The following is a 21,222-nucleotide window of genomic DNA, read 5'->3' as shown; positions in this document are numbered from 1 at the left end:
TTTTAGTATCTTTCGGACATACAACCTTTAAAACCGGAAAATATGGAACGAGTATTTAAGACAAAACGGATTTCCACTTGGCGATATATAGGAATGGGAGTTGCCACATTGGTTATGATTGCTATCTTTTTTTGGCTGCAGGAATGGGGGGCTTTGGGCGGATTAATTATACCTCTCATGCTGTTTTATTCTCAGTCAAAGACTATTTATACGATTAAAGATAGCGGTGTGCTGGAAGTTAAATCGGTATGGGGTAAAAGATTTTGTGTGGATGGCATCAGGAACATTGCTTACCAGCCCCATGCTATCGGGATGCAAAAGGTGAAAATTGAACATGCACAAGGATTCGTGATGATAAGTCCCGACAGACCTTTGGAGTTTGTCGAAGCTTTGAAGAAGGTATGTCCCGGCCTGGCGGTCGAAGGTTTTGAATTGATAAAGAACTGATTAATTTTAATAAATACCATGAAATATCAAATTGCGATTATCGGTGGAGGGCCCGCCGGCTATACTGCTGCCGAAGTTGCCGGAAAAGCCGGCCTCAGTGTTGTGTTGTTTGAAAAGAGAAGTCTGGGGGGCGTGTGCCTGAATGAAGGTTGCATCCCCACAAAGACATTGCTTTATTCTGCCAAAGTGTATGATTATGCCAAGCATGCTTCCAAATATGCGGTCACTGTGCCCGAAGCTTCTTTTGACTTGGGCAAGATTGTTGCCCGGAAATCAAAGGTGGTGCGTAAACTGGTGTTGGGCATCAAGGCGAAACTGACTGCCCATCAGGTGAATATAGTAACAGGAGAGGCTACTGTCATAGATAAGAACACGGTGAAATGCGGTGAGGAGATTTACGAATGTGAGAACTTGTTACTTTGTACCGGTAGCGATACATTTATTCCTCCCATTCCGGGAGTGGATGGTGTGGATTATTGGACACACCGTGATGCATTAGACAATAAGGAAGTGCCTGCTTCACTGGCTATTGTCGGCGGTGGTGTAATCGGAATGGAGTTTGCTTCTTTCTTCAATAGTTTGGGCGTACAGGTTACTGTGGTCGAGATGATGGATGAAATTTTAGGTGGAATGGATAAGGAACTTTCGGCGATGCTGCGTGCCGAGTATGCCAAGAAGGGAATTAAGTTCCTGCTGAGTACCAAGGTGGTAGGAGTGGCAAAAGAGGAGAACGGAGTAACGGTCTCTTACGAAAATGCAGAAGGGGCGGGAAGTGTTACGGCCGAAAAGTTACTGATGAGTGTAGGCCGTCGTCCTGTAATGAAAGGTTTCGGATTAGAGAATTTGAATTTGGAACTGACGGAACGTAAGTGCGTCAAGGTGGACGAACACATGCAGTCTTCGGTTCCCGGTGTCTATGCGTGCGGAGACTTGAACGGCGTTTCATTGTTGGCACATACGGCCGTGCGCGAAGCGGAAGTGGCTGTTCATCATATTCTAGGAAAAGAAGATGCGATGAGTTACCGTGCCATTCCGGGGGTAGTCTATACCAATCCTGAGATAGCAGGGGCAGGTATGAGTGAAGAAGCTCTGCAGGCTGCCGGCATTGCTTATCATACAATAAAACTACCGATGGCATATTCCGGTCGCTTTGTGGCGGAGAATGAGGGAGTAAATGGAGTTTGTAAAGTATTGGCTGCCGAAGACGGAACGGTATTGGGTGCCCACATGCTGGGTAATCCTGCTTCCGAACTGATTGTATTGGCAGGCATGGCCATCGAAGACCGCAAGAAAGTGGATGATTGGAAACGATATGTGTTCCCTCACCCCACAGTAGGAGAAATCTTCAGAGAACTGTAAACATTCTCAAAGAGTATCCTACCTAGCATTCCACCACCCGGTACACATTTATGCACTCGCTCGAACAACTGGGTGGCGGAAAGGCTCTGCACCTCCTGCGGATAATCCTCTTCCGTGGCAAAGCGGAAGCAGAGGCATTTCATATAGCCCCTATTCACTAAAATGTTGTAGCAAATCATTGTGGTTTAAAGGATAATGACTATCTTTGTTCTAAAGATTTAGAGCATGGATAGTAAAGTAACTTATTGGATTGAAATGTCAGATTATGACTTGGAAACGGCAGATGCAATGCTGGTTACAGGTCGTTATCTCTATGTGGGCTTCATGTGCCATCAGACCATAGAAAAAATTATTAAAGCATATTGGACTAATTGCTTGACGGAAGTTCCCTTAAAGATACATTCACTATCCAGACTTGCAGAGAAAACGGGATTGGATAAGCAATTGTCAGAAGAGCAATTGGACTTCATTGACAAACTTGAACCTCTGAATATAGAAGCTCGTTATCCCTCTTACAAGGAGAGACTAATAAAAAGCTTGACTAAGGAATACTGTACAGAACTTTTAAACCAAACTAAAGACTTGCAATCATGGATAAAGAACAAGCTATAACCCTTGCCAAACGCTATAAGGAAATGGTAGCCGAGAAACTGCCGTTAAAGGCTCTCTATCTTTATGGTTCGTACAGCAAAGGAAATTATAGAGAGGACAGCGATATAGATATTGCTGTGGTAGTAGAACGGCTGAACGATAACTATTTTGAAGACACCCCGCTATTATGGAAACTTAGGCGTAAGATAAGTAACCTCATAGAGCCGGTGCTACTAATAGAAGACATGAATAACCCTCTTTATTGTGACATTACAAGAACAGGGATTTTAATATAATAAGCTACCAATATATCGGCTGACGTGTTTCACTATTGTTTCATACGAGTTGAGTTACCAATCGGTTCCTCTCTATATTCTCCATCAGCAAGGATAACTTTTGATTCGGAACACATTTCCTGCGGATGCCTAGCATTCCACCACCCGATACACATTCCCCTTGGCAGTATGCACCCGCTCGCCCAACTGGGGCAGGATGCGGCTCAGGCTGTAGGCCGTCATGCCCCTCATGGCTGAGGGATGGGCGGACTTCATCCGCTCGAACAACTGGGTGGCGGAAAGGCTCTGCACCTCCTGAGGTTCTCAACTGCTTAATACCTTCTTATGGTATCCTGCTCTATAAAAAACACTCTTTGGTTCACTATCCGTTCAGGCAAAGTCAGCCAATATAATGGGGTCAATCCGAAAACCCTGTGGGTGATAAGCATGAACTCTGGGTTACAATGCTGACGTCCAATCAGGTGTTCGTCTGATGTGCTTGATTTATAATACTTTGGAAGGATGTATGTTTTTAGCATTGCAAACTTTAATGTTTCTCAAATATTATACCCACATACTTTTTGATTTGCTCCGTTTTTCCAGATACCCACACCGTGTCAATGAGTCGCAATGCATTCCCAGTTCTTCCTTAAATAATGATAAGGCATATTCTTGATAAGGAAGCAGGCTGCCCGGTATTTTAAAGAATCATGCTTGTAATGGTCAAGAACTGCCTCTAACGCATTACGGTTTTCTCCTGACAGCTTCAAGGCTTGCTCAAGTTCACCACCGCTACGGTTTTGCGAACAAGCAGCCATAAAGCACGATAATATTATATAGGTTATAATTCTCATCACACTACTCTATTCTTTTAAATACTCTGTTCCAACGTATCTTTCCCGTATCACGGCTGCGCGAAGTAATGACAAAGCCGGCCTTTCCTACAATAAAGTCTTCAGGTATCAATCCCCAAAAACGCGAATCTACGGAATTCATGCTATTGTCCCCACTCATGAAATAATAATTGCTCTTAAAACGATATCCGTCCAATTCTTTATTGCCCAAATAAACTTTTCCATCCTGAAACAGCACTTCCTCACTCTGTTCCCACGCTATTATTTTTTTGTACAGAAGGTAGTTTGTTCTGTTCATTGGAATGGAATCGTTCTTTCCCGGTATATAAAAAGGACCAAACTCCCTGATGTTCCATCGGACAATGCTGTCGAAAGGAAGCGTGTAATATTGGTCGTTAGGAATATTATCAGGATTAAATTTCATGATTCGCTTTTGAGATTCAATATTACCGGCCAATACATTCCCATCACCAATCATATAGATTCCGTCATGGATAAACAGAGTATCTCCGGGGACAGCCACACAACGCTTTACATAATAGTTCGATATGTTCATTTTCATATTCTCATCCCATTGATTCCACTCCGAATAAGGAAAATTAAAAACCAAGACATCATCCCTTCTGACCTTAGAAAAGCCAGGCAATCTGTACACGTCAACCTCTTCGCCTTTCAGAGCAGCCCAAATGTTAAATATCCGTGCGCCTAAAGCCGGTTTACAGACAGATATGACATCCCCTTCTATCAATGTAGGCTCCATCGAGTCACTGGGAATTTTGAATGTAGCGAACAATAATATTTGCGCCAAAACATACAGCACCAACAGCGCGGCCAAACCAAAGATAGCATTAACTGCCTTATTCATCCATTTTCGAGCCCTCTTCATGGTTATAGTTATTTGACAGGTTTACCTATAATTTCATCCCAATAAGATTTTTCCATCTGAGGGCTGGAGACAGGATTGCCGACTAAAACAACCCGGTTATGCTCATCCAATAGAAAATATTTATCAGAAGAAAATTCATTCAATCTACCAATTCGATTATCTGCATCAATACAGACCGGATAGTCGGGTAAATCACAGTCCAGCATAAATTTCATCTCTTCCACGTCATTAGGAAACAAGAAGAAAGCAAATGAAACTGATTTGCTTAATGACTCGTCCGCCTTGATTTTAGCAATCAAATCGCTCCATCTGTCCAGATACAATTTACACCCCATGCAGTCTGTTGTATCTGCATAAATAAAGAACTTCCATTTCGACTTGTCAAAATCAAAATAAATCGTATCCTTTCCGGCTTTTGTAAATACAATATTTTCAGGAAAGGAAATTTGCTTGTTTTCCCATTGTCCTTCATTCGATTTGCAGGAAACGAAGAAAGCCAAAGGCAATATCCACAAGAGCCATCTATTTTTTAATTTTGTCATCCTATCATTTTTTATGGTTTTAGTACCCTAAACTCGCACTGAGACGTGCCTAAGTTTCCTAAGCCATCCGTTCCTTCTATCACACCCATAAAGCTTGTATTGATATCCGAACAGAAGAACTCCACTTCGGCTTCTCCTTTTTCATCGGTGACAATGTCCGGTTTCCACAGCAAGACGTTCCGCGCGTCCGGTAGCGGGCTTTGCATATCCAGTTCATCGGGTTGGTAGAACTCACGCGTGCCGTAATAGCCTTTCACACGCCACAGGTTGTTCATGCGGAGAAGTTCTTCTTCGGTAAATTCCTCACCTTTCCAAATAATCTCGTCTAGTTTCGTTAGAATCCATTTGTTATTCTCTCCTTTTGGTTCATATTTTATGAGATAATATTTCCGACCGATAACTGGGGAGCTTATTTTTCCAGGAGGAGGTACCGGACATCCTATAGGATGATGTGAATAACCTTTATAATCATTAAGGTACTCTATATTACCTCCTCCCGATATACACCCAGAGCATACCCATGCTGCTCCAACCTTCATTTGTGCCAAGCTATCTAACCTTCCCATCATCTTATCCCGGAACACTCTTCCTTTCTTACCTGTAACTGTTATCTCGGATAAAAGAATGCTACTGTCCTGACTGATAACGGGATAATCAAGCTGCAATTCCGAAAACACTTGTGAAGGATTCATATACGAGAAATAAGATAGGCAAGACTTCCGTAAACTGTCTGCCTTATCAAAAGTCTCTTCCATGATAATGGAAGGCTTGTATTCATCTTTATCCAGCATAGGCTTCAAATAAACATATCCGCCTCGCAGTACAAACATCAAGTCCGTCGGCACCACGAACTTTCCCAAAGAGTCTATAAGCACAAAACGGTTTTCAGTGCTTGGACCGGAAACTTGTAGCAACTGCTCTCCGTTTCCCAACTCTTTCCGCTTCTTTTTCTTGCCGAGAATCTGCCTTCCCCTGATTTCATCCGAAAGGAAACAGTCCGCCAGCATTGCCGTATCAGCCTTTTCCCATACATACCTGCGCCACCCTTGAGTGAGAAGCAATAAATCAAGAGCTGACAGGCGGTCTTTGTTGTTGCCATCAAAGTAATACGCCGGATTGTGGATATTACCCTTTATCTCGGTGGAAAGTAAACAATACGATAGCATATTCTCAGGATTCAGTTCATTTTGATAAGCACCGTCGAAAATGCTCAAACCCAAATGCGCCTGTACAGGCTTGCCCGCCTCGTCCGTTACCTTTACGTTCAGCTTGCCTTTGCCACGGGTAAAGTAGCGCGCACTGTCCGTGTTCAATTCGATGTGCAACTTACGCTCGGGATGGACATACACCAAGCGTTCTGCCATTGGCTGCCCGTCGGCATTGTATAAAGTAAACTCGGCAATGCCCTGCGTCGTGAATTCCTTCAGTGGAATCCGTACTTTCAGACGTTCGCGTAAAGTGCCTGTCGCCATGCAGCAAAGCTTGCCACGCATCCTGCCTTCCAACTTGACCGTCTGTGTCGCCGTTCCTTTCGACTGGGAAAGATGAAACTCCAAATACTCATCGGTCTGCTTCCGCAGGTGGATGGACATGCCGGAAGCCGTCACCCCGGCAAACGGAAACTCCCGACCATCGGACAATACTACTTTGTAGGATGATTCTTTTCGCGGAAGAATGAAAACAAATCCCATGCCATCATGCACGGTCTCCAAACGCGCAATTTCCTTGCCGTTTTCCTGCAATCGGCCTGCCACTTTTGCGGGCATTCCTTTGGCATCCTGTGCCTTGAAAGCCACCTTGGTGGGGATGCCGTCAATCAAATCACCTCCTTCGGGAAAGAACGAAAGACGGGCGACTGGCCGGTCTTCTTCCTGAGGGTTGTCCGTTCCTTTGTAGGCTATGCTCTTTACCACACGTATCTTCTTGGGATAGACCGGACGCAATGTGTCATTCAAAAAAGAAAAGCGGGTATAGGCATGGATGCGGTAATCGCCCTCTTTCAAGTTCTTGTCCACATAGACGTGCCCCGCAGCAATGCCGGAGAGGACGGGGTATTTCTCCTGCCACACGATGCTGTCCTTGGCATTGAGCATCTCCATAAACAGTGTCTTGCTTCGCTCGGAAAGAGCAAGGCTCTGAGCATCCATAACGTATGTCTTGAACCAAAGGTCTTCACCGGTCTCATAAATCCCCTTGTCCGTCTGAAAATAGACGGTTTCGGGAAATATAGTTTGGCTACGCCCGGCTATGGTCAGGCAGGAGACAAGCAGTAGAAACAGGTTCCGGATGCTTTTCATAAGACAATATTAAAGTTACGTTGTTTTAGTAGTTTTATATCCATATCTTAGCCACATTTTTATTCATTCTCTCTTAGTCCATATATATATTCTTTATTTAATTGGTTCATTTATATTGCTTTACCTCATTTTTTTAATGCAAAGTTACTACAAAAAAGTGAAATGCGGAAAGATATAGTGATAGAATTGAGTTACAAGGGTTTTGGTTGAAGTGGCGATAATCCGTGAAGCCATTACAATCCCTGCCGAAGCCAAATCCTGACGCCGCTACGTTACTTGTTCGTAACCATGCCCGAAAATGCGACAAACGGGTACGAATAGCGAAACAAGGCTCTAAGGAATAGTGAGTTATCCATAACTCATGCGAAAAATCAGGTTACGGAAAAAGATTGCGCCGTTCCTCCCCGTTTTGCGTACCAACACCGGACTCTTCACCAACTAATTTTGAAACCCAAAAATTAAGGACAATGAAGAGTACATTTTCAGTAATCTACTACCTCAAGCGTCAGGTAGTGAAAAAGGACGGGACAGTTCCCGTCATGGGACGCATCACGGTGGACGGCAGCCAGACACAGTTCAGCTGCAAACTGACTGTCGATCCGAAACTGTGGGACACCAAAGGTGGACGTGTCACGGGCAGAAGCACGGCGGCACTCGAAACGAACCGTATGCTTGACAAGATGCGGGTACGCATCAACAGGCATTATCAGGAAATCATGGAGCGTGACAACTTCGTCACGGCGGAGAAGGTGAAGAACGCCTTTCTCGGACTGGAACACCGCTACCACACGCTGATGCAGGTGTTCCGCCAGCACAACGAGGACTACGAGAAGCAGGTGGAGGCAGGCATGAAAGCCAAAGGCACGCTGCTGAAGTACCGCACCGTTTACAAGCACATGCAAGAGTTCCTCGACATCCGCTACCATGTGAAGGACATCGCCCTAAAAGAGCTTACCCCGGCTTTCATCTCCGACTTCGAGATGTTCCTGCGCACGGACAAGCACTGCTGCACCAATACCGTGTGGCTGTACGTCTGCCCGTTACGGACGATGGTATTCATCGCCATCAACAACGAGTGGCTGACGCGCGACCCGTTCCGCGAGTATGAAATCAAGAAGGAGGAAACAACACGCAGTTTCCTGACCAAAGATGAGATCCGCCTGCTGATGGAGGGGAAACTGAAAAACGCCAAACAGGAATTGTACCGCGACCTCTACCTGTTCTGCGCCTTCACGGGGCTGTCGTTCGCGGATATGCGCAACCTTACGGAAGAGAATATCCGCACCTACTTCGACGAACACGAGTGGATAAACATCAACCGCCAGAAAACGGGCGTGGTGTCCAACATCCGCCTGCTCGACATCGCCAACCGCATAATCGGCAAATACCGGGGACTGTGCGGGGACGGCAGGATATTTCCCGTTCCGCATTATAACACGTGCCTTGCCGGTATCCGTGCCGTCGCCAAGCGTTGCGGCATCACCAAGCATATCACGTGGCATCAGAGCCGCCACACGGCAGCCACGACGATATTCCTCTCCAACGGTGTTCCCATCGAAACGGTCAGCTCCATGCTCGGACACAAGAGCATAAAGACGACGCAGATTTACGCAAAGATAACCAAAGAGAAGCTCAATCAGGACATGGAGAACCTTGCCGCAAGATTGAACGGCGTCGAGGAATTTGCAGGTTGCACCATCTAAAAAGAAAAGCCATGAAACGTGACACAATCATCATCGAGGACAAGGCAGTCAGCGTAACCGGTAACGACGTGTGGATGACCGCCACCGAAATAGCCGGATTGTTCCATACGACCGTCCCGGCAGTGAACGCCGCCATCAGAGCCGTCCGCAAGTCGGACGTGCTGAACGACTACGAGGTGTGCCGCTACATGCAGCTTGAAAACGGGCTGCACGCGGACGTGTACGCCCTTGAAATCATCATCCCGGTCGCTTTCAGGGTGAATACCTACAACACCCACCTGTTCCGCACATGGCTGGTGGGAAAGGCACTCTCACAAGAGAAACGGCAGACATACGTGATGTTCATACAGAACGGAAAAGCCGGGTATTGCTGATTGCACATACCCCATAAGACAAGTAAACGGGTAGCACCACAAAAGGTGTCACCCGTTTACTTTTTCATGAAACCGCCTCACTCCAGCGGCTTGCGGTAGTTCGCTTCCAGTACCCCGCGCAGCCCCGTTTCCGGGTAAAGCACCTTCCCTCCCAAAAGTATGAAGGGCAACACGCGGTTGTTGCGGTATTCCTGCAAGGTGCGCCGGCTCACACGGAGCAGTTCCGACACCTCGCCGTCCGTCAGGTAACGTTCCCCGTCCAGCGGAGGACGGTAGCTTTCCAGAAATGCGGACAGCCATTTCGAGCCTTTGCGCATATCCTGCACCACAGAGGCTATCGGCTCGTCTTCCATCGTAAAAACATCGTTGTTCTCGTTCATCATAACTTCGGATTCAGTGGGTGAATAAATCAAATCATCTGCCGTGCGGATAGAGCGTGCCGACAAGCGGTATCAGCCGCTTCACCTCCTCTGGCTTGTAATAGAACCTGCGGTTTATCTGCGAGTAGCCGATAAGCCGCCTGTCACGCAGCGTCTGCAACGTGCGCGGGCTTATTCTCAACTGCCCGCAGACCTCCTCGCCCGTGAGCCATCTTTCCATGCGCCCCGTGTCGCTTTTGCGCCTCAGGGCGGCGACCTTCTCCGAGAGTGCGCCGAATGCCGCCACCATCATCTCGAAAGTCTTTTTCTCGATAGATACTATTTCCATATTCATGTCATTTAGAGTTTGCCGCAAAGGTAACGAAACGGCATACAAGACGTATCGTTTTCCGCTGAAAGGCTGCCTGTTGCGCCGTTTGACCGGGTTACGGAGCCATCTTCCGCAAAAATCTTACGTGAGTCACGTAGTGAGTTGTTAAAGCCCCTTTTGTTTATTGCCGAATTTTGTCGCAGAAACAAAAAGAAAGGACTGAACATGAAAGTGATAACAATGGAAAGTTCCGCCTACAAGGAGATGATGGCGCAGATTGCGAACATCGCAGGGTACATCCGCGAGGCAAGGGACGAGAAGAAACGGAAGCGGGAAACCGAAGACAAGCTGCTTGACACGGCACAGGCGGCGAAGATGCTCAACGTGAGCAAGCGCACCATGCAGCGTATGCGCACCGACCACCGTATCGAGTATGTGGTGGTACGCGGAAGCTGCCGCTACCGCCTTTCCGAGATACTGCGGCTATTGGAGGACAACACAGTAAGGAACGAGGAAGGGACAATAGACACCCTGTTCCACAACCACACGCTGCGCACGGGCGGCAAACCAAAAGGAAGGAGGACATAGGTCATGGAACTGCTCACACGAAACAACTTCGAGGGCTGGATGCAGAAGCTGATGGAACGGCTCGACCGTCAGGACGAACTGCTGCTGGCGATGAAGGCTGAGGGGAAACAGCCCACTATCACGGAAAGCATCCGCCTTTTCGACAATCAGGATTTGTGCATGTTGCTCCAGATAAGCAAACGCACCCTCCAACGCTACCGCAGCGTAGGCGCATTGCCCTACAAGACGCTGGGCAAGAAGACCTATTACAGCGAGGAGGACGTGCTGACATTCCTTTCCAACCATATCAAGGACTTCAAAAAGGAAGATATAGCCTTCTACAAGGCTCGTATCCATAATTTCTTTCATAAATAACCCATTAAAACATTTTTCAGATGGCAAAGAAAAAAGACGAAAAGGACGTGCTGGTAGTCCGTGACGAGAAGACAGGCGAGATCAGCGTGGTAGCCGGGCTGAACGCGGACGGCACACCCAAGCGCACCCCCGCAAAAGCGGAGAACGCGCAGAGTTTCCTGCAATTCGACCGACATGGCGACGTGCTGGACAACTTCTTCAAGAACTTCTTCCGGCAGTGCAAGGAACCCAGCCGCTTCGGTTTCTACCGCATTGCGGCAGACCAAGCTGAAAATCTCTTAGAGGTGATGAAGCAACTGCTGAAAGACCCCGAAGCGAACAAGGAGCTGCTCGCCCCTCACAAGGTGGACACCTCCGACTATGAGAAGAAGGTGCAGGAAGAGATGGCAGCACAACAGACAGAGAAACAAGAACCTCAAAAACAGGAGAACATGGAACAACGGAAAGAACAGCAACAGGACAAATCCGAACAGATGCAGGGCAAACGTGGCTACCAGCCCATCGACGAGAGTAAAATCAACTGGCAGGAGCTGGAGGACAGATGGGGCGTAAAGCGGGACAACCTTGAAAAGTCCGGCGACCTTACGAAGATGCTCAACTATGGCAAGTCCGACTTGGTAAAGGTCAAACCGACCTTCGGCGGCGAATCATTCGAGCTGGACGCCCGCCTCTCCTTCAAGAAGGACGGTGAGGGAAACATCAGCCTCGTGCCGCACTTCATCCGCAAGGAGCAGAAGCTGGATGAGTACAAGGAACACAAATTCTCCGACAATGACCGGAAGAACCTCCGCGAAACGGGCAATCTCGGTAGGGTCGTGGACATTGTGGACAGGGAAACGGGCGAGATCATCCCCTCCTACATCAGCATCGACCGCAAGACGAATGAAATCACGGACATTCCGGCAAGCAGGGTGCGCATCCCGGAGCGCATCGGCAAGACGGAAATCACCACGCAGGAGCGGGACATGCTCCGCGCCGGACTGCCCGTACGCGACAAGCTCATCGAGCGCAACGACGGCAGAAAGTTCGTCACCACCCTGCAAGTGAACGTGGAGCAGCGCGGCGTGGAGTTCGTGCCGGGAACCGGCAAGTCGCCCCGTACCGCACAGACACAGGAAACCAAAGGCGACACATCGAAAAGTCAGGCGCAGGGCGGGGAAAATGCCGCACAGACCAAGAAGGAGCAACGCCGCAACACGTGGACGAACGAGGACGGCAGCATCCGCCCCATCAGCAAATGGAGCGGCGTGAGCTTCACCGACCAGCAGAAAGCCGACTATGTGGCGGGTAAAGCCGTGAAGCTGGAGAACGTGACCGACAAGCAGGGCTTCCATGCCACGATGTATATCAAGTTCAACCCGGAGAAGGGACGCCCGTACCGCTACGACACGAACCCTGACAATGCACAGCAGGTTGCTCCGTCCAACGAGAGCCGCACGCAGGTGGCGGTGAACAACGATGGCAAGACCAACGAGGCTACAAAGAATCTGAGAGAGCCGTTGCAGAAAGGTCAGACCAACCCGAAGGACGCCCGCCAGCAACAGCAGCAGGAGAAGCCGCAGAAGAAAACGGGCAAGGGCATGAAAATGTAATCCCGTGTCCGCCACTGAATCCAAAATAAAATCCAAAGTATCAACAAAAAAGAAGAAGACATGAAGACAATCATTGCAGAAAAGCCCTCCGTGGCACGTGAAATCGCCCGCATCGTGGGCGCGACAAAGAGAGAGGAAGGATATTTCGAGGGAGGCGGTTATGCCGTGACATGGGCATTCGGACACCTCGTTCAGCTTGCCATGCCCGACGGCTACGGCGTGCGCGGATTTGTCCGTGACAACCTCCCGATTATTCCCGACACATTCACGCTCGTCCCCCGTCAGGTCAGGACGGAGAAAGGTTACAAGCCCGACAGCGGCGTGGTGTCGCAGATAAAAGTCATCAAAAGACTGTTCGACACAAGCGAACATATCATCGTGGCGACCGATGCCGGACGCGAGGGAGAGCTTATCTTCCGCTACCTCTACCACTATACGGGTTGCACCACTCCTTTCGTGCGCCTGTGGATCAGCTCTCTCACCGACAAAGCTATCCGCGAGGGACTGCGGAAACTCGAAGACGGCAGCAAATACGACAACCTCTACCTCGCCGCCAAAGCGCGGAGCGAATCCGACTGGCTCGTGGGCATCAACGGCACACAGGCGTTATCCATCGCCGCCGGACACGGCACGTATTCCGTGGGGCGGGTGCAGACACCAACGTTGGCTATGGTATGTGAACGCTACTGGGAGAACCGCCGCTTTACGTCCGAAGCATTCTGGCAGCTCCATATCGCAACGGACGGTTGCGACGGCGAAGTCGTGAAATTCTCATCCTCCGAGAAATGGAAAGAGAAAGAACCGGCGATGGAACTATATAATAAGGTAAAGGCGGCAGGTTGCGCCACTGTCACGAAAGCCGAGCGCAAGGAGAAGACGGAGGAAACTCCCTTGCTCTACGACCTGACCACGCTCCAGAAAGAAGCCAACGCCAAGCACGGCTTCACGGCGGAACAGACGCTTGAAATCGCGCAGAAACTCTACGAAAAGAAGTTGATAACCTATCCGAGAACGGGAAGCCGCTACATCCCCGAAGACGTGTTTGCCGAAATTCCCAAACTGCTCGCTTTCATCGGCACACAGCCCGAATGGAAAGACAAGGTGCGGGCAAAAGCCGCCCCGACACGCCGCAGCGTGGACGACGGCAAGGTGACAGACCACCATGCCCTGCTCGTCACGGGTGAGAAACCGCTCTTCCTCTCCAAAGAGGACAATACCATCTATCAGATGATTGCCGGGCGCATGGTCGAGGCATTCTCTGAGAAATGCGTCAAGGATGTGACCACTGTCACGGCGGAATGTGCCGGAGTGGAGTTTACCGTAAAAGGCAGCGTCGTGAAGCAAACCGGATGGCGTGCCGTCTATGGCGAGGAAAAAGAGGAAATTACCATCCCCGGCTGGCAGGAAGGCGACACGCTGACACCGAAAGGCTCGTCCATTACCGAAGGAAAGACCAAACCCAAGCCGCTGCATACCGAAGCCACCCTGCTCTCGGCAATGGAAACGGCGGGCAAGGAAATTGAGGACGACGCACTGCGGCAGGTGATGAAGGACTGTGGCATCGGTACTCCCGCCACACGCGCCTCCATCATCGAAACGCTTTTCAAGCGCGGTTACATGGAACGCTGCAAGAAGTCGCTTGTTCCCACCGAAAAAGGACTTGCCCTCAATTCCGTCGTCAAGACGATGCGCATCGCCGATGTTGCCATGACGGGCGAATGGGAAAAGGAGCTGGCGCGTATCGAGCGCGGGGAACTGTCCGACGACACCTTCCGCAAGGAGATAGAGGCGTACACACGTGAGATAACCTCCGAACTGATCTCGTGCGACAAGCTCTTCGGCAGCCGTGACTCCGGCTGCGCGTGTCCCAAGTGTGGCACGGGCAGGATGCGGTTCTACGGCAAGGTGGTACGCTGCGACAACACGGAGTGCGGACTGCCCGTGTTCCGGCTGAAAGCGGGACGCACCCTGTCCGACGATGAAATCAAAGACCTGCTCACCGAAGGGCATACCAAGCTGCTCAAAGGGTTCAAGAGCAAACAGGGCAAGAGTTTCGATGCTGTTGTCGCCTTTGACGGGGAATATAACACGACTTTTGTGTTCCCGGAGGCTAAAAAGGACAAGAAATTTTCAGGACGGAAGAAATAGTATTAACTTTGCCACTTGTTCAGAGTAATGAATTGTTCTTCGATACCGGATTACACTCATACTTTGGATTTAGTGGTGGCACTCGGAGGGATACCGAGTGCCTTTTTCTTCCTTTTTCCAACCGATTATCCCGTTAATTATCAATCCGCTAAATCCAAAGTAATGAACAACAAGAAGAAAAACGAGGGTCAGACCGACTTTTCCTATTACGGTCTGTACCTGCTGGACTATCTCCGCACGAACAAGTTTGAACAGGCTGACGACACCGCTTTCATACGGGAACGGGCCGACCGTGCCGCCGAAACGTATGAGAGGGCACGGCTTGAAGGCTATCCCGCCGATGGTGCGCAGGAACTGGCGATGGACACGCTGCTGCGCGGGCTGCATTATTCCCGTTACGCCATCCTCCGCGAAGTCGTGGAAAACGAGTTTGCCGATGAAGTGCCGGAAGAGAAGCGTGAAGCCTTTGTCCTGAAACTGCTGCCGCTTGTCGGCAACGTGTTCTCCGTCTATGACCTCTCGGATGACAATTTCGCCCTGTCTTCCGATTACGACCTGCTCTACACGGAGCTGACGGGAGCAACCGTCCTTTACTTAGACGAATATGGCGTTTAACCGCAAACAGAAACTGCGGGACAACATCGAGGCGATACGGACGGCATTCATCCTTGACAGGGAAAATAGGACAGCGACAACCGAAGAGCGTGCCATACTTCAAAGGTACTGCGGTTTCGGCGGTCTGAAATGTATCCTCAACCCTGCAAAGGAACTGACGGATGCCGTCCGGTGGGCGAAATCCGACCTCGAACTGTTCGCCCCGACGGTGGAGCTGCACAGGCTTATCCGTGAGAACAGCAAGGACGAAACAGAGTACAAGCGGTTTGTGGATTCGCTGAAAGCGTCCGTGCTGACCGCTTTCTACACCCCCAAAGAGATAACCGACACCATCGCGGACGTGCTGGCAGATTACAGCGTCCGCCCCGCCCGTATGCTCGAACCGTCGGCAGGTGTCGGCGTGTTCGTGGATTCCATGCTGCGGCACAGCCCCAATGCGGATGTGATGGCTTTCGAGAAGGATCTGCTCACGGGTACAATCTTGAGGCATCTCTATCCCGACCAGAAAATGCGCACCTGCGGTTTTGAGAAAATCGAAAGACCGTTCAACAATTATTTCGACTTGGCGGTGTCCAACATTCCGTTCGGTGACATTGCCGTGTTCGACGCGGAGTTTCAGCGGAGCGACTCTTTCGGCAGACGCTCCGCCCAGAAAACCATCCACAACTATTTCTTTCTCAAAGGACTGGATGCCGTGCGTGACGGCGGTATCGTGGCGTTCATCACCTCGCAAGGGGTATTGAATAGCACCAAGACCTCCGTGCGTAACGAGCTGTTCAGTCAGGCCAATCTGGTATCCGCGATACGCCTGCCCAACAACCTGTTCACGGACAACGCGGGCACGGAGGTGGGCAGTGACCTGATTGTCCTGCAAAAGAACCTCAGCAAGAAGGAAATGTCGCAGGACGAGCGGCTGATGACCGTGATACAGACGGACACGAAAACCGCCCTGACCGACAACGCCTATTTCATCCACCACCCGGAACGCATCGTGCATACGATGGCGAAACTTGACACAGACCCCTACGGGAAGCCCGCTATGGTTTATCTGCACGAGGGCAAGGCAGCAGGCATCGCCGGGGATTTGCGCCGTATGCTCGACGAGGATTTCCATTACAGGCTTGCCATGCGCTTGTATTCGGGTTCAATCCGGCAGGCAGGAACGGAAGAAAAAGTTGCCGTTCAAAATAAAGTAGAGCGTCCTGCCATAAAATTGGAAACAGTATCCTCGGCGCAGACGGTGGAAACTCCGACAGAAAAGCCGCAACCCGCAGATGAAAAGCCGGAGATAGAACCGCGCCCGCAATATTCCGCAGGCGTGCAGCTCACCCTGCTTGACCTCTGGGGGATGACGGAAGAGGTCAGCCAACCGAAAACCTCCAAAAAGAAAAAGACGGTGAAAAAGGCAGTTACGGCAAAGTCCACTCCGCCCAAACCGAAAGTCACGGTTACACCGACAGCTCCAACTGCAAAACCCGCAATGGAGAATAAGGAGGTGAAAGCGGAGAACACCGCCAAGCCTGCCGACCCGGACGACATCTATGCCACACTGGACTGGGATACCAATCCTCCCATCAACGGTTTCTATGAAATGATGATGGGTTTGACGCCGGAGCGTAGGAAAGAACTTCGGGAACTGGCAAGGCAGCATAACGAGAAACAAGTGGCGGAAAAGACGGAAGTGAAAGCCGTGCCGGAAACTTCCCGTGAGCAGCCACGACAGGAGGAAACACAGCCGGAGGCAGTCGCCGCACCTGCCGTTACAGATACCCCATCGGAAGCGGTGGGGACTTTCCTTTTCCCCGACATCGAAGCGGAAAAGCCGAAGGAGGAAGTCGTGGACCTTTCTCCGCGTGCCTACCACCGCACGCCGGAGATGCACCTGCGCGAAGGGTCGCTGGTGGCTGACCGGGGGCGTCATAACATCGGCTACCTGAAAGACATCACGCCATACGGGGCGACATTCCAGCCGCTCGACCTGAAAGGATACCAGAAGGAAAAGGCGTTGTTGTATGTGTCGCTGCGTGACGCCTACGAGCGTCTGTACCGTTATGAATCGCTCCGGCGCGAGGCAAATGTTCCGTGGCGAGAGCATCTGAATACCTGTTACGATGAGTTTGTCATGCGCTACGGCAACCTCAACGCCAAGCAGAACGTGAAGTTAGTGATGATGGATGCGGGCGGGCGCGACATCCTTTCGCTGGAACGGATGGAAAACGGAAAGTTCGTCAAGGCGGACATCTTCGAGCATCCTGTTTCCTTCGCGGTGGAGAGCCATGCCAACGTAGGCTCTCCCGAAGAAGCCCTGTCTGCGTCGCTCAACAAATATGGTACGGTCAATCTCGACTATATGCGGGAGATAACCGACAGCACGGCGGAGGATTTGCTCACTGCCCTGCAAGGGCGCATCTACTACAATCCGCTCGTGACCGGTTACGAAATCAAAGACCGTTTCATCGCCGGAAATGTCATAGAGAAAGCGGAACGCATAGAGGCATGGATGGGTGACAATCCCGAAAATGAGCGTATGCCGGAGGTGAAGCAGGCGTTGGAGGCTCTGAAAGATGCCGAGCCGCAGCGCATCGCCTTCGAGGATCTGGACTTCAATTTCGGGGAACGCTGGATTCCGACGGGTGTCTATGCCGCCTACATGAGCCGGCTGTTCGACACGGAGGTGAAAATCGCCTATTCCGCAAGCATGGACGAGTTTTCGGTGGTGTGCGGCTACCGCACCATGAAAATCACGGACGAGTTTCTGGTGAAGGGGTATTACCGGAACTATGACGGTATGCACCTCCTAAAACACGCCCTGCACAACACCTGCCCTGACATGATGAAGTCCATCGGCAAGGACGAGCATGGCAACGACATCAAGATGCGCGACAGCGAGGGAATACAACTCGCCAACGCCAAGATTGACGAGATACGAAACGGCTTCTCCGAATGGCTCGAAGAGCAGTCGCCGCAGTTCAAGGAGCGGCTTGTGACGATGTATAACCGCAAGTTCAACTGTTTCGTGCGCCCGCGCTACGACGGCTCCCATCAGACCTTTCCCGACCTCAACCTGAAAGGGCTGGCAAGCCGGGGTATCAAGAGCGTCTATCCCTCACAGATGGATTGCGTCTGGATGTTGAAACAGAACGGCGGCGGAATTTGCGACCACGAGGTGGGAACCGGTAAGACGCTGATAATGTGCATCGCCGCGCATGAGATGAAGCGTCTGAATTTGGCACACAAGCCGATGATTATCGGGCTGAAAGCCAACGTTGCGGAGATTGCAGCCACCTATCAGGCGGCATATCCCAACGCACGTATTCTGTACGCTTCGGAGAAGGACTTTTCGACCGCCAACCGTGTGCGCTTCTTCAATAATATAAAGAACAACGACTACGATTGCGTCATCATGTCGCACGACCAGTTCGGCAAGATACCGCAGTCGCCGGAATTGCAGCAGCGCATCCTGCAAGCAGAGCTTGACACGGTGGAGGAAAACCTCGAAGTGCTACGGCAGCAGGGAAAGAACGTGTCGCGGGCGATGCTGAAAGGATTGGAGAAGCGCAAGCACAACCTTGAAGCGAAGCTGGAGAAGGTGGAACACGCCATAAAGTCACGCACGGACGACGTGGTGGATTTCAAGCAGATGGGCATCGACCACATCTTCATAGATGAGAGCCACCAGTTCAAGAATCTGACTTTCAACACGCGCCACGACCGTGTGGCGGGATTGGGAAACAGCGAGGGAAGCCAGAAGGCACTTAACATGCTCTTTGCCATACGCACCATACAGGAGCGCACAGGAAAAGACTTGGGTGCGACCTTCCTCTCCGGCACGACTATCAGCAACTCACTGACTGAATTGTACCTGCTGTTCAAGTACCTGCGCCCGAAGGAGCTGGAACGGCAGGACATAAGGTGTTTCGACGCTTGGGCGGCGATATTTGCCAAGAAGACGACGGATTTTGAATTTAACGTGACGAACAATGTGGTCCAGAAGGAGCGTTTCCGCTACTTCATCAAAGTGCCGGAGCTTGCCGCCTTCTATAATGAAATCACGGACTACCGCACGGCGGAGGATGTGGGCGTTGACCGTCCTGCCAAGAACGAGATACTGCACCATATACCGCCCACGCCGGAACAGGAGGACTTCATACAGAAACTGATGCAGTTCGCCAAGACGGGCGATGCCACCTTGTTGGGCAGGCTGCCGCTTTCGGAAACGGAAGAAAAGGCGAAGATGCTCATCGCCACGGACTATGCCCGGAAAATGGCACTCGACATGCGCATGATAGACCCGAATTACGAAGATCATCCCGACAACAAAGCGAGTCACTGTGCCAAGATGATCGCGGAGTATTATCAAAAATACGACGCCCAGAAAGGCACGCAGTTCGTTTTCTCTGATTTGGGGACATACCAGCCGGGCGACGGGTGGAACGTCTATTCGGAAATCAAGCGCAAACTGACGGAGGACTACGGTATACCGCCAAGCGAGGTGCGCTTCATTCAGGAGTGCAAGACCGACAAGGCGCGGAAGGCGGTGATAGACGCCATGAACGCCGGGACGGTGCGTGTGCTGTTCGGCTCTACCTCTATGCTCGGAACGGGTGTGAACGCCCAGAAACGGTGTGTGGCTATCCATCATCTCGATACGCCGTGGCGACCGTCCGACTTGCAACAGCGTGACGGACGCGGAGTTAGGGCAGGTAATGAGATTGCCAAACATTTCGCCGGGAACAACGTGGATGTAATCATCTACGCGGTGGAGAAGTCACTGGACAGCTACAAGTTCAACCTCCTGCACTGCAAGCAGACTTTCATAAGCCAGCTCAAAAGCGGTGCGATGGGTGCGCGTACCATCGACGAGGGGGCAATGGACGAAAAATCGGGCATGAATTTCTCGGAATACATGGCGTTGCTCTCCGGCAATACCGACCTGTTGGACAAGGCGAAACTGGAAAAGCGGATCGCATCGCTCGAAGGGGAACGCAAGTCGTTCAACAAGGGCAAGCGTGATTCGGAGTTCAAGCTGGAGTCAAAGACCGGCGAGTTGCGCAACAACACGGCTTTCATAGATGCCATGACGGAGGACTGGAACCGCTTCCTGTCGGTGGTGCAGACCGACAAGGAGGGCAACCGCCTTAATATAATAAAGGTGGACGGAGTGGATTCCGCCGATGAGAAGGTCATCGGAAAGCGTTTGCAGGAGATAGCCAAGAATGCCACGACCGGAGGGTTGTACACGCAGGTCGGTGAACTTTACGGTTTTCCGATAAAGGTGGTGAGCGAAAGGATACTCAAAGAGGGATTGGAGTTCACCGACAACCGCTTCGTGGTCGAGGGGAACTACAAGTACACCTACAACAACGGGCATCTGGCGATGGCTGACCCGTTGGCCGCCGCCCGCAACTTCCTCAACGCGATGGAGAGGATACCCTCCATCATCGACCAGTACAAGGCGAAGAACGAGGTGCTGGAGATGGAGATACCGCAGTTACAGGAGATAGCGGGTAAGGTGTGGAAGAAGGAGGACGAGCTGAAGCAGTTGAAGTCCGAACTTGCCGCCCTTGACCGAAAAATTCAGCTGGAGCTTGCGCCACCCACGCCCGAAGTCGCAGAAAAGGAGAATGAAGGGCAACAGCTCAAGCCGGAAGCGGAAGATGTGAGGAACAGGCAGGCGCAATATCCCGAAAATGCACCGCCGCAGATACGCAGTCCGGCGGATAGTATCGTTGCCAACCATGTCATAATCGGGCGTCCGGGACTGTATGCCAAGGAGGAAACCCGGTCCAAAGGATTGAAAATATAACCTAAGGAATTTTATCTGAAGTATTAATAAGGGCTATCCCAAAAGGTCTAAAAGTAAATTTTATCCTTTCTGCAAGTATCTATAGGATGGCAACTGCATTT

General features: G+C 50.7%; 19 protein-coding genes and 1 pseudogene. 12 read left to right on the top strand and 8 right to left on the bottom strand.

Annotated elements, in window-relative coordinates; translation table 11 throughout:
- The first annotated feature begins 42 nt into the window (after positions 1-42).
- Both IR173_RS14470 and lpdA read left to right on the top strand, forming a co-directional pair.
- Positions 43-447: a PH domain-containing protein gene (locus tag IR173_RS14470; RefSeq protein ID WP_237040257.1), complete on the top strand. Its 405-nt coding sequence runs from the start codon at positions 43-45 to the stop codon at positions 445-447.
- An 18-nt stretch (positions 448-465) separates the two neighbouring features.
- On the top strand, positions 466-1,806 hold the full coding sequence (lpdA, locus tag IR173_RS14465) for a dihydrolipoyl dehydrogenase (protein ID WP_237040256.1): 1,341 nt from the start codon (positions 466-468) through the stop codon (positions 1,804-1,806).
- Here lpdA and IR173_RS14460 read toward each other — a convergent pair.
- Positions 1,770-1,949, bottom strand: coding sequence for a hypothetical protein (locus tag IR173_RS14460; RefSeq protein ID WP_237040255.1), 180 nt, complete (start codon positions 1,947-1,949; stop codon positions 1,770-1,772). The genes lpdA and IR173_RS14460 overlap by 37 nt on opposite strands.
- 82 nt (positions 1,950-2,031) lie before the next feature.
- Here IR173_RS14460 and IR173_RS14455 point away from each other — a divergent pair, with 82 nt between their 5' ends.
- Together IR173_RS14455 and IR173_RS14450 are read left to right on the top strand one after the other, a co-directional pair.
- Entirely contained in the window at positions 2,032-2,418 is a 387-nt protein-coding gene (locus tag IR173_RS14455; protein WP_237040254.1) for a HEPN domain-containing protein, read from the top strand.
- On the top strand, positions 2,397-2,693 hold the full coding sequence (locus IR173_RS14450) for a nucleotidyltransferase family protein (protein WP_237040253.1): 297 nt from the start codon (positions 2,397-2,399) through the stop codon (positions 2,691-2,693). Before IR173_RS14455 ends, IR173_RS14450 begins: the two co-directional genes overlap by 22 nt.
- 129 nt (positions 2,694-2,822) lie before the next feature.
- Here the strand turns inward: IR173_RS14450 and IR173_RS14445 are convergent.
- The 5 genes and pseudogenes from IR173_RS14445 to IR173_RS14425 all read right to left on the bottom strand — a co-directional run.
- Positions 2,823-2,993: pseudogene (locus IR173_RS14445) on the bottom strand (DUF3874 domain-containing protein); the annotation flags it as partial.
- A 296-nt stretch (positions 2,994-3,289) separates the two neighbouring features.
- Positions 3,290-3,526, bottom strand: a complete 237-nt coding sequence (locus tag IR173_RS14440; RefSeq protein WP_394800679.1) for a hypothetical protein — start codon at positions 3,524-3,526, stop codon at positions 3,290-3,292.
- 4 nt (positions 3,527-3,530) lie between these two features.
- Positions 3,531-4,391, bottom strand: coding sequence for a signal peptidase I (lepB, locus tag IR173_RS14435; RefSeq protein ID WP_237040251.1), 861 nt, complete (start codon positions 4,389-4,391; stop codon positions 3,531-3,533).
- Between the two features lie 29 nt (positions 4,392-4,420).
- Positions 4,421-4,954: a hypothetical protein gene (locus IR173_RS14430; protein ID WP_237040250.1), complete on the bottom strand. Its 534-nt coding sequence runs from the start codon at positions 4,952-4,954 to the stop codon at positions 4,421-4,423.
- Between the two features lie 11 nt (positions 4,955-4,965).
- Entirely contained in the window at positions 4,966-7,251 is a 2,286-nt protein-coding gene (locus tag IR173_RS14425) for a hypothetical protein (protein ID WP_237040249.1), read from the bottom strand.
- 467 nt (positions 7,252-7,718) lie between these two features.
- Here IR173_RS14425 and IR173_RS14420 point away from each other — a divergent pair, with 467 nt between their 5' ends.
- Positions 7,719-8,954 (top strand): site-specific integrase, encoded by a 1,236-nt coding sequence (locus tag IR173_RS14420; protein WP_004291422.1) that lies wholly within the window; start codon positions 7,719-7,721, stop codon positions 8,952-8,954.
- Between the two features lie 11 nt (positions 8,955-8,965).
- Complete coding sequence (locus tag IR173_RS14415) at positions 8,966-9,328, top strand: hypothetical protein (protein ID WP_004291423.1); 363 nt, start codon at positions 8,966-8,968, stop codon at positions 9,326-9,328.
- A gap of 77 nt (positions 9,329-9,405) precedes the next feature.
- Here the strand turns inward: IR173_RS14415 and IR173_RS14410 are convergent, their stop codons facing one another.
- Positions 9,406-9,711 (bottom strand): helix-turn-helix domain-containing protein, encoded by a 306-nt coding sequence (locus IR173_RS14410; protein WP_004291424.1) that lies wholly within the window; start codon positions 9,709-9,711, stop codon positions 9,406-9,408.
- A gap of 31 nt (positions 9,712-9,742) precedes the next feature.
- Positions 9,743-10,042 (bottom strand): helix-turn-helix domain-containing protein, encoded by a 300-nt coding sequence (locus IR173_RS14405; protein ID WP_004291426.1) that lies wholly within the window; start codon positions 10,040-10,042, stop codon positions 9,743-9,745.
- Between the two features lie 138 nt (positions 10,043-10,180).
- Between IR173_RS14405 and IR173_RS14400 the strand changes: the two genes are divergently transcribed.
- From IR173_RS14400 to IR173_RS14375, 6 genes are all read left to right on the top strand, one after another.
- Positions 10,181-10,606, top strand: coding sequence for a helix-turn-helix domain-containing protein (locus IR173_RS14400; protein ID WP_004291432.1), 426 nt, complete (start codon positions 10,181-10,183; stop codon positions 10,604-10,606).
- A gap of 3 nt (positions 10,607-10,609) precedes the next feature.
- Complete coding sequence (locus IR173_RS14395) at positions 10,610-10,960, top strand: helix-turn-helix domain-containing protein (RefSeq protein ID WP_004291454.1); 351 nt, start codon at positions 10,610-10,612, stop codon at positions 10,958-10,960.
- Between the two features lie 20 nt (positions 10,961-10,980).
- Positions 10,981-12,552 carry a DUF3945 domain-containing protein gene (locus IR173_RS14390; RefSeq protein WP_004291455.1) on the top strand — a complete coding sequence of 524 codons (1,572 nt, stop codon included), beginning with the start codon at positions 10,981-10,983 and terminating at the stop codon, positions 12,550-12,552.
- 60 nt (positions 12,553-12,612) lie between these two features.
- A complete protein-coding gene (topB, locus tag IR173_RS14385) occupies positions 12,613-14,700 on the top strand; it encodes a type IA DNA topoisomerase (protein ID WP_237040248.1) in 2,088 nt (695 codons plus the stop codon).
- Between the two features lie 162 nt (positions 14,701-14,862).
- Positions 14,863-15,315, top strand: a complete 453-nt coding sequence (locus IR173_RS14380; RefSeq protein ID WP_004304266.1) for a DUF1896 domain-containing protein — start codon at positions 14,863-14,865, stop codon at positions 15,313-15,315.
- Entirely contained in the window at positions 15,305-21,121 is a 5,817-nt protein-coding gene (locus IR173_RS14375; RefSeq protein WP_004291462.1) for an N-6 DNA methylase, read from the top strand. Before IR173_RS14380 ends, IR173_RS14375 begins: the two co-directional genes overlap by 11 nt.
- Positions 21,122-21,222: the final 101 nt, after the last annotated feature.

Origin of the sequence: Phocaeicola faecalis, assembly GCF_021730445.1 — a bacterium.
Taxonomy (GTDB): Bacteria; Bacteroidota; Bacteroidia; order Bacteroidales; family Bacteroidaceae; genus Phocaeicola; species Phocaeicola faecalis.
Note: the sequence above shows the minus strand (reverse complement) of the source record. Positions and strands in the feature narration are given on the sequence as shown.

Excerpts from the sequence above, each read along its gene's own strand:
- IR173_RS14405 (WP_004291426.1), bottom strand. The coding sequence starts at position 10,042 with ATGAATATGGAAATAGTATCTATCGAGAAAAAGACTTTCGAGATGATG.
- IR173_RS14390 (WP_004291455.1), top strand. The coding sequence starts at position 10,981 with ATGGCAAAGAAAAAAGACGAAAAGGACGTGCTGGTAGTCCGTGACGAG.
- IR173_RS14460 (WP_237040255.1), bottom strand. The coding sequence starts at position 1,949 with ATGAAATGCCTCTGCTTCCGCTTTGCCACGGAAGAGGATTATCCGCAG.
- IR173_RS14470 (WP_237040257.1), top strand. The coding sequence starts at position 43 with ATGGAACGAGTATTTAAGACAAAACGGATTTCCACTTGGCGATATATA.
- IR173_RS14380 (WP_004304266.1), top strand. The coding sequence starts at position 14,863 with ATGAACAACAAGAAGAAAAACGAGGGTCAGACCGACTTTTCCTATTAC.
- IR173_RS14450 (WP_237040253.1), top strand. The coding sequence starts at position 2,397 with ATGGATAAAGAACAAGCTATAACCCTTGCCAAACGCTATAAGGAAATG.
- IR173_RS14395 (WP_004291454.1), top strand. The coding sequence starts at position 10,610 with ATGGAACTGCTCACACGAAACAACTTCGAGGGCTGGATGCAGAAGCTG.
- topB (WP_237040248.1), top strand. The coding sequence starts at position 12,613 with ATGAAGACAATCATTGCAGAAAAGCCCTCCGTGGCACGTGAAATCGCC.
- IR173_RS14410 (WP_004291424.1), bottom strand. The coding sequence starts at position 9,711 with ATGATGAACGAGAACAACGATGTTTTTACGATGGAAGACGAGCCGATA.
- lepB (WP_237040251.1), bottom strand. The coding sequence starts at position 4,391 with ATGAATAAGGCAGTTAATGCTATCTTTGGTTTGGCCGCGCTGTTGGTG.
- IR173_RS14415 (WP_004291423.1), top strand. The coding sequence starts at position 8,966 with ATGAAACGTGACACAATCATCATCGAGGACAAGGCAGTCAGCGTAACC.
- lpdA (WP_237040256.1), top strand. The coding sequence starts at position 466 with ATGAAATATCAAATTGCGATTATCGGTGGAGGGCCCGCCGGCTATACT.
- IR173_RS14455 (WP_237040254.1), top strand. The coding sequence starts at position 2,032 with ATGGATAGTAAAGTAACTTATTGGATTGAAATGTCAGATTATGACTTG.
- IR173_RS14430 (WP_237040250.1), bottom strand. The coding sequence starts at position 4,954 with ATGACAAAATTAAAAAATAGATGGCTCTTGTGGATATTGCCTTTGGCT.
- IR173_RS14375 (WP_004291462.1), top strand. The coding sequence starts at position 15,305 with ATGGCGTTTAACCGCAAACAGAAACTGCGGGACAACATCGAGGCGATA.
- IR173_RS14425 (WP_237040249.1), bottom strand. The coding sequence starts at position 7,251 with ATGAAAAGCATCCGGAACCTGTTTCTACTGCTTGTCTCCTGCCTGACC.
- IR173_RS14420 (WP_004291422.1), top strand. The coding sequence starts at position 7,719 with ATGAAGAGTACATTTTCAGTAATCTACTACCTCAAGCGTCAGGTAGTG.
- IR173_RS14440 (WP_394800679.1), bottom strand. The coding sequence starts at position 3,526 with ATGAGAATTATAACCTATATAATATTATCGTGCTTTATGGCTGCTTGT.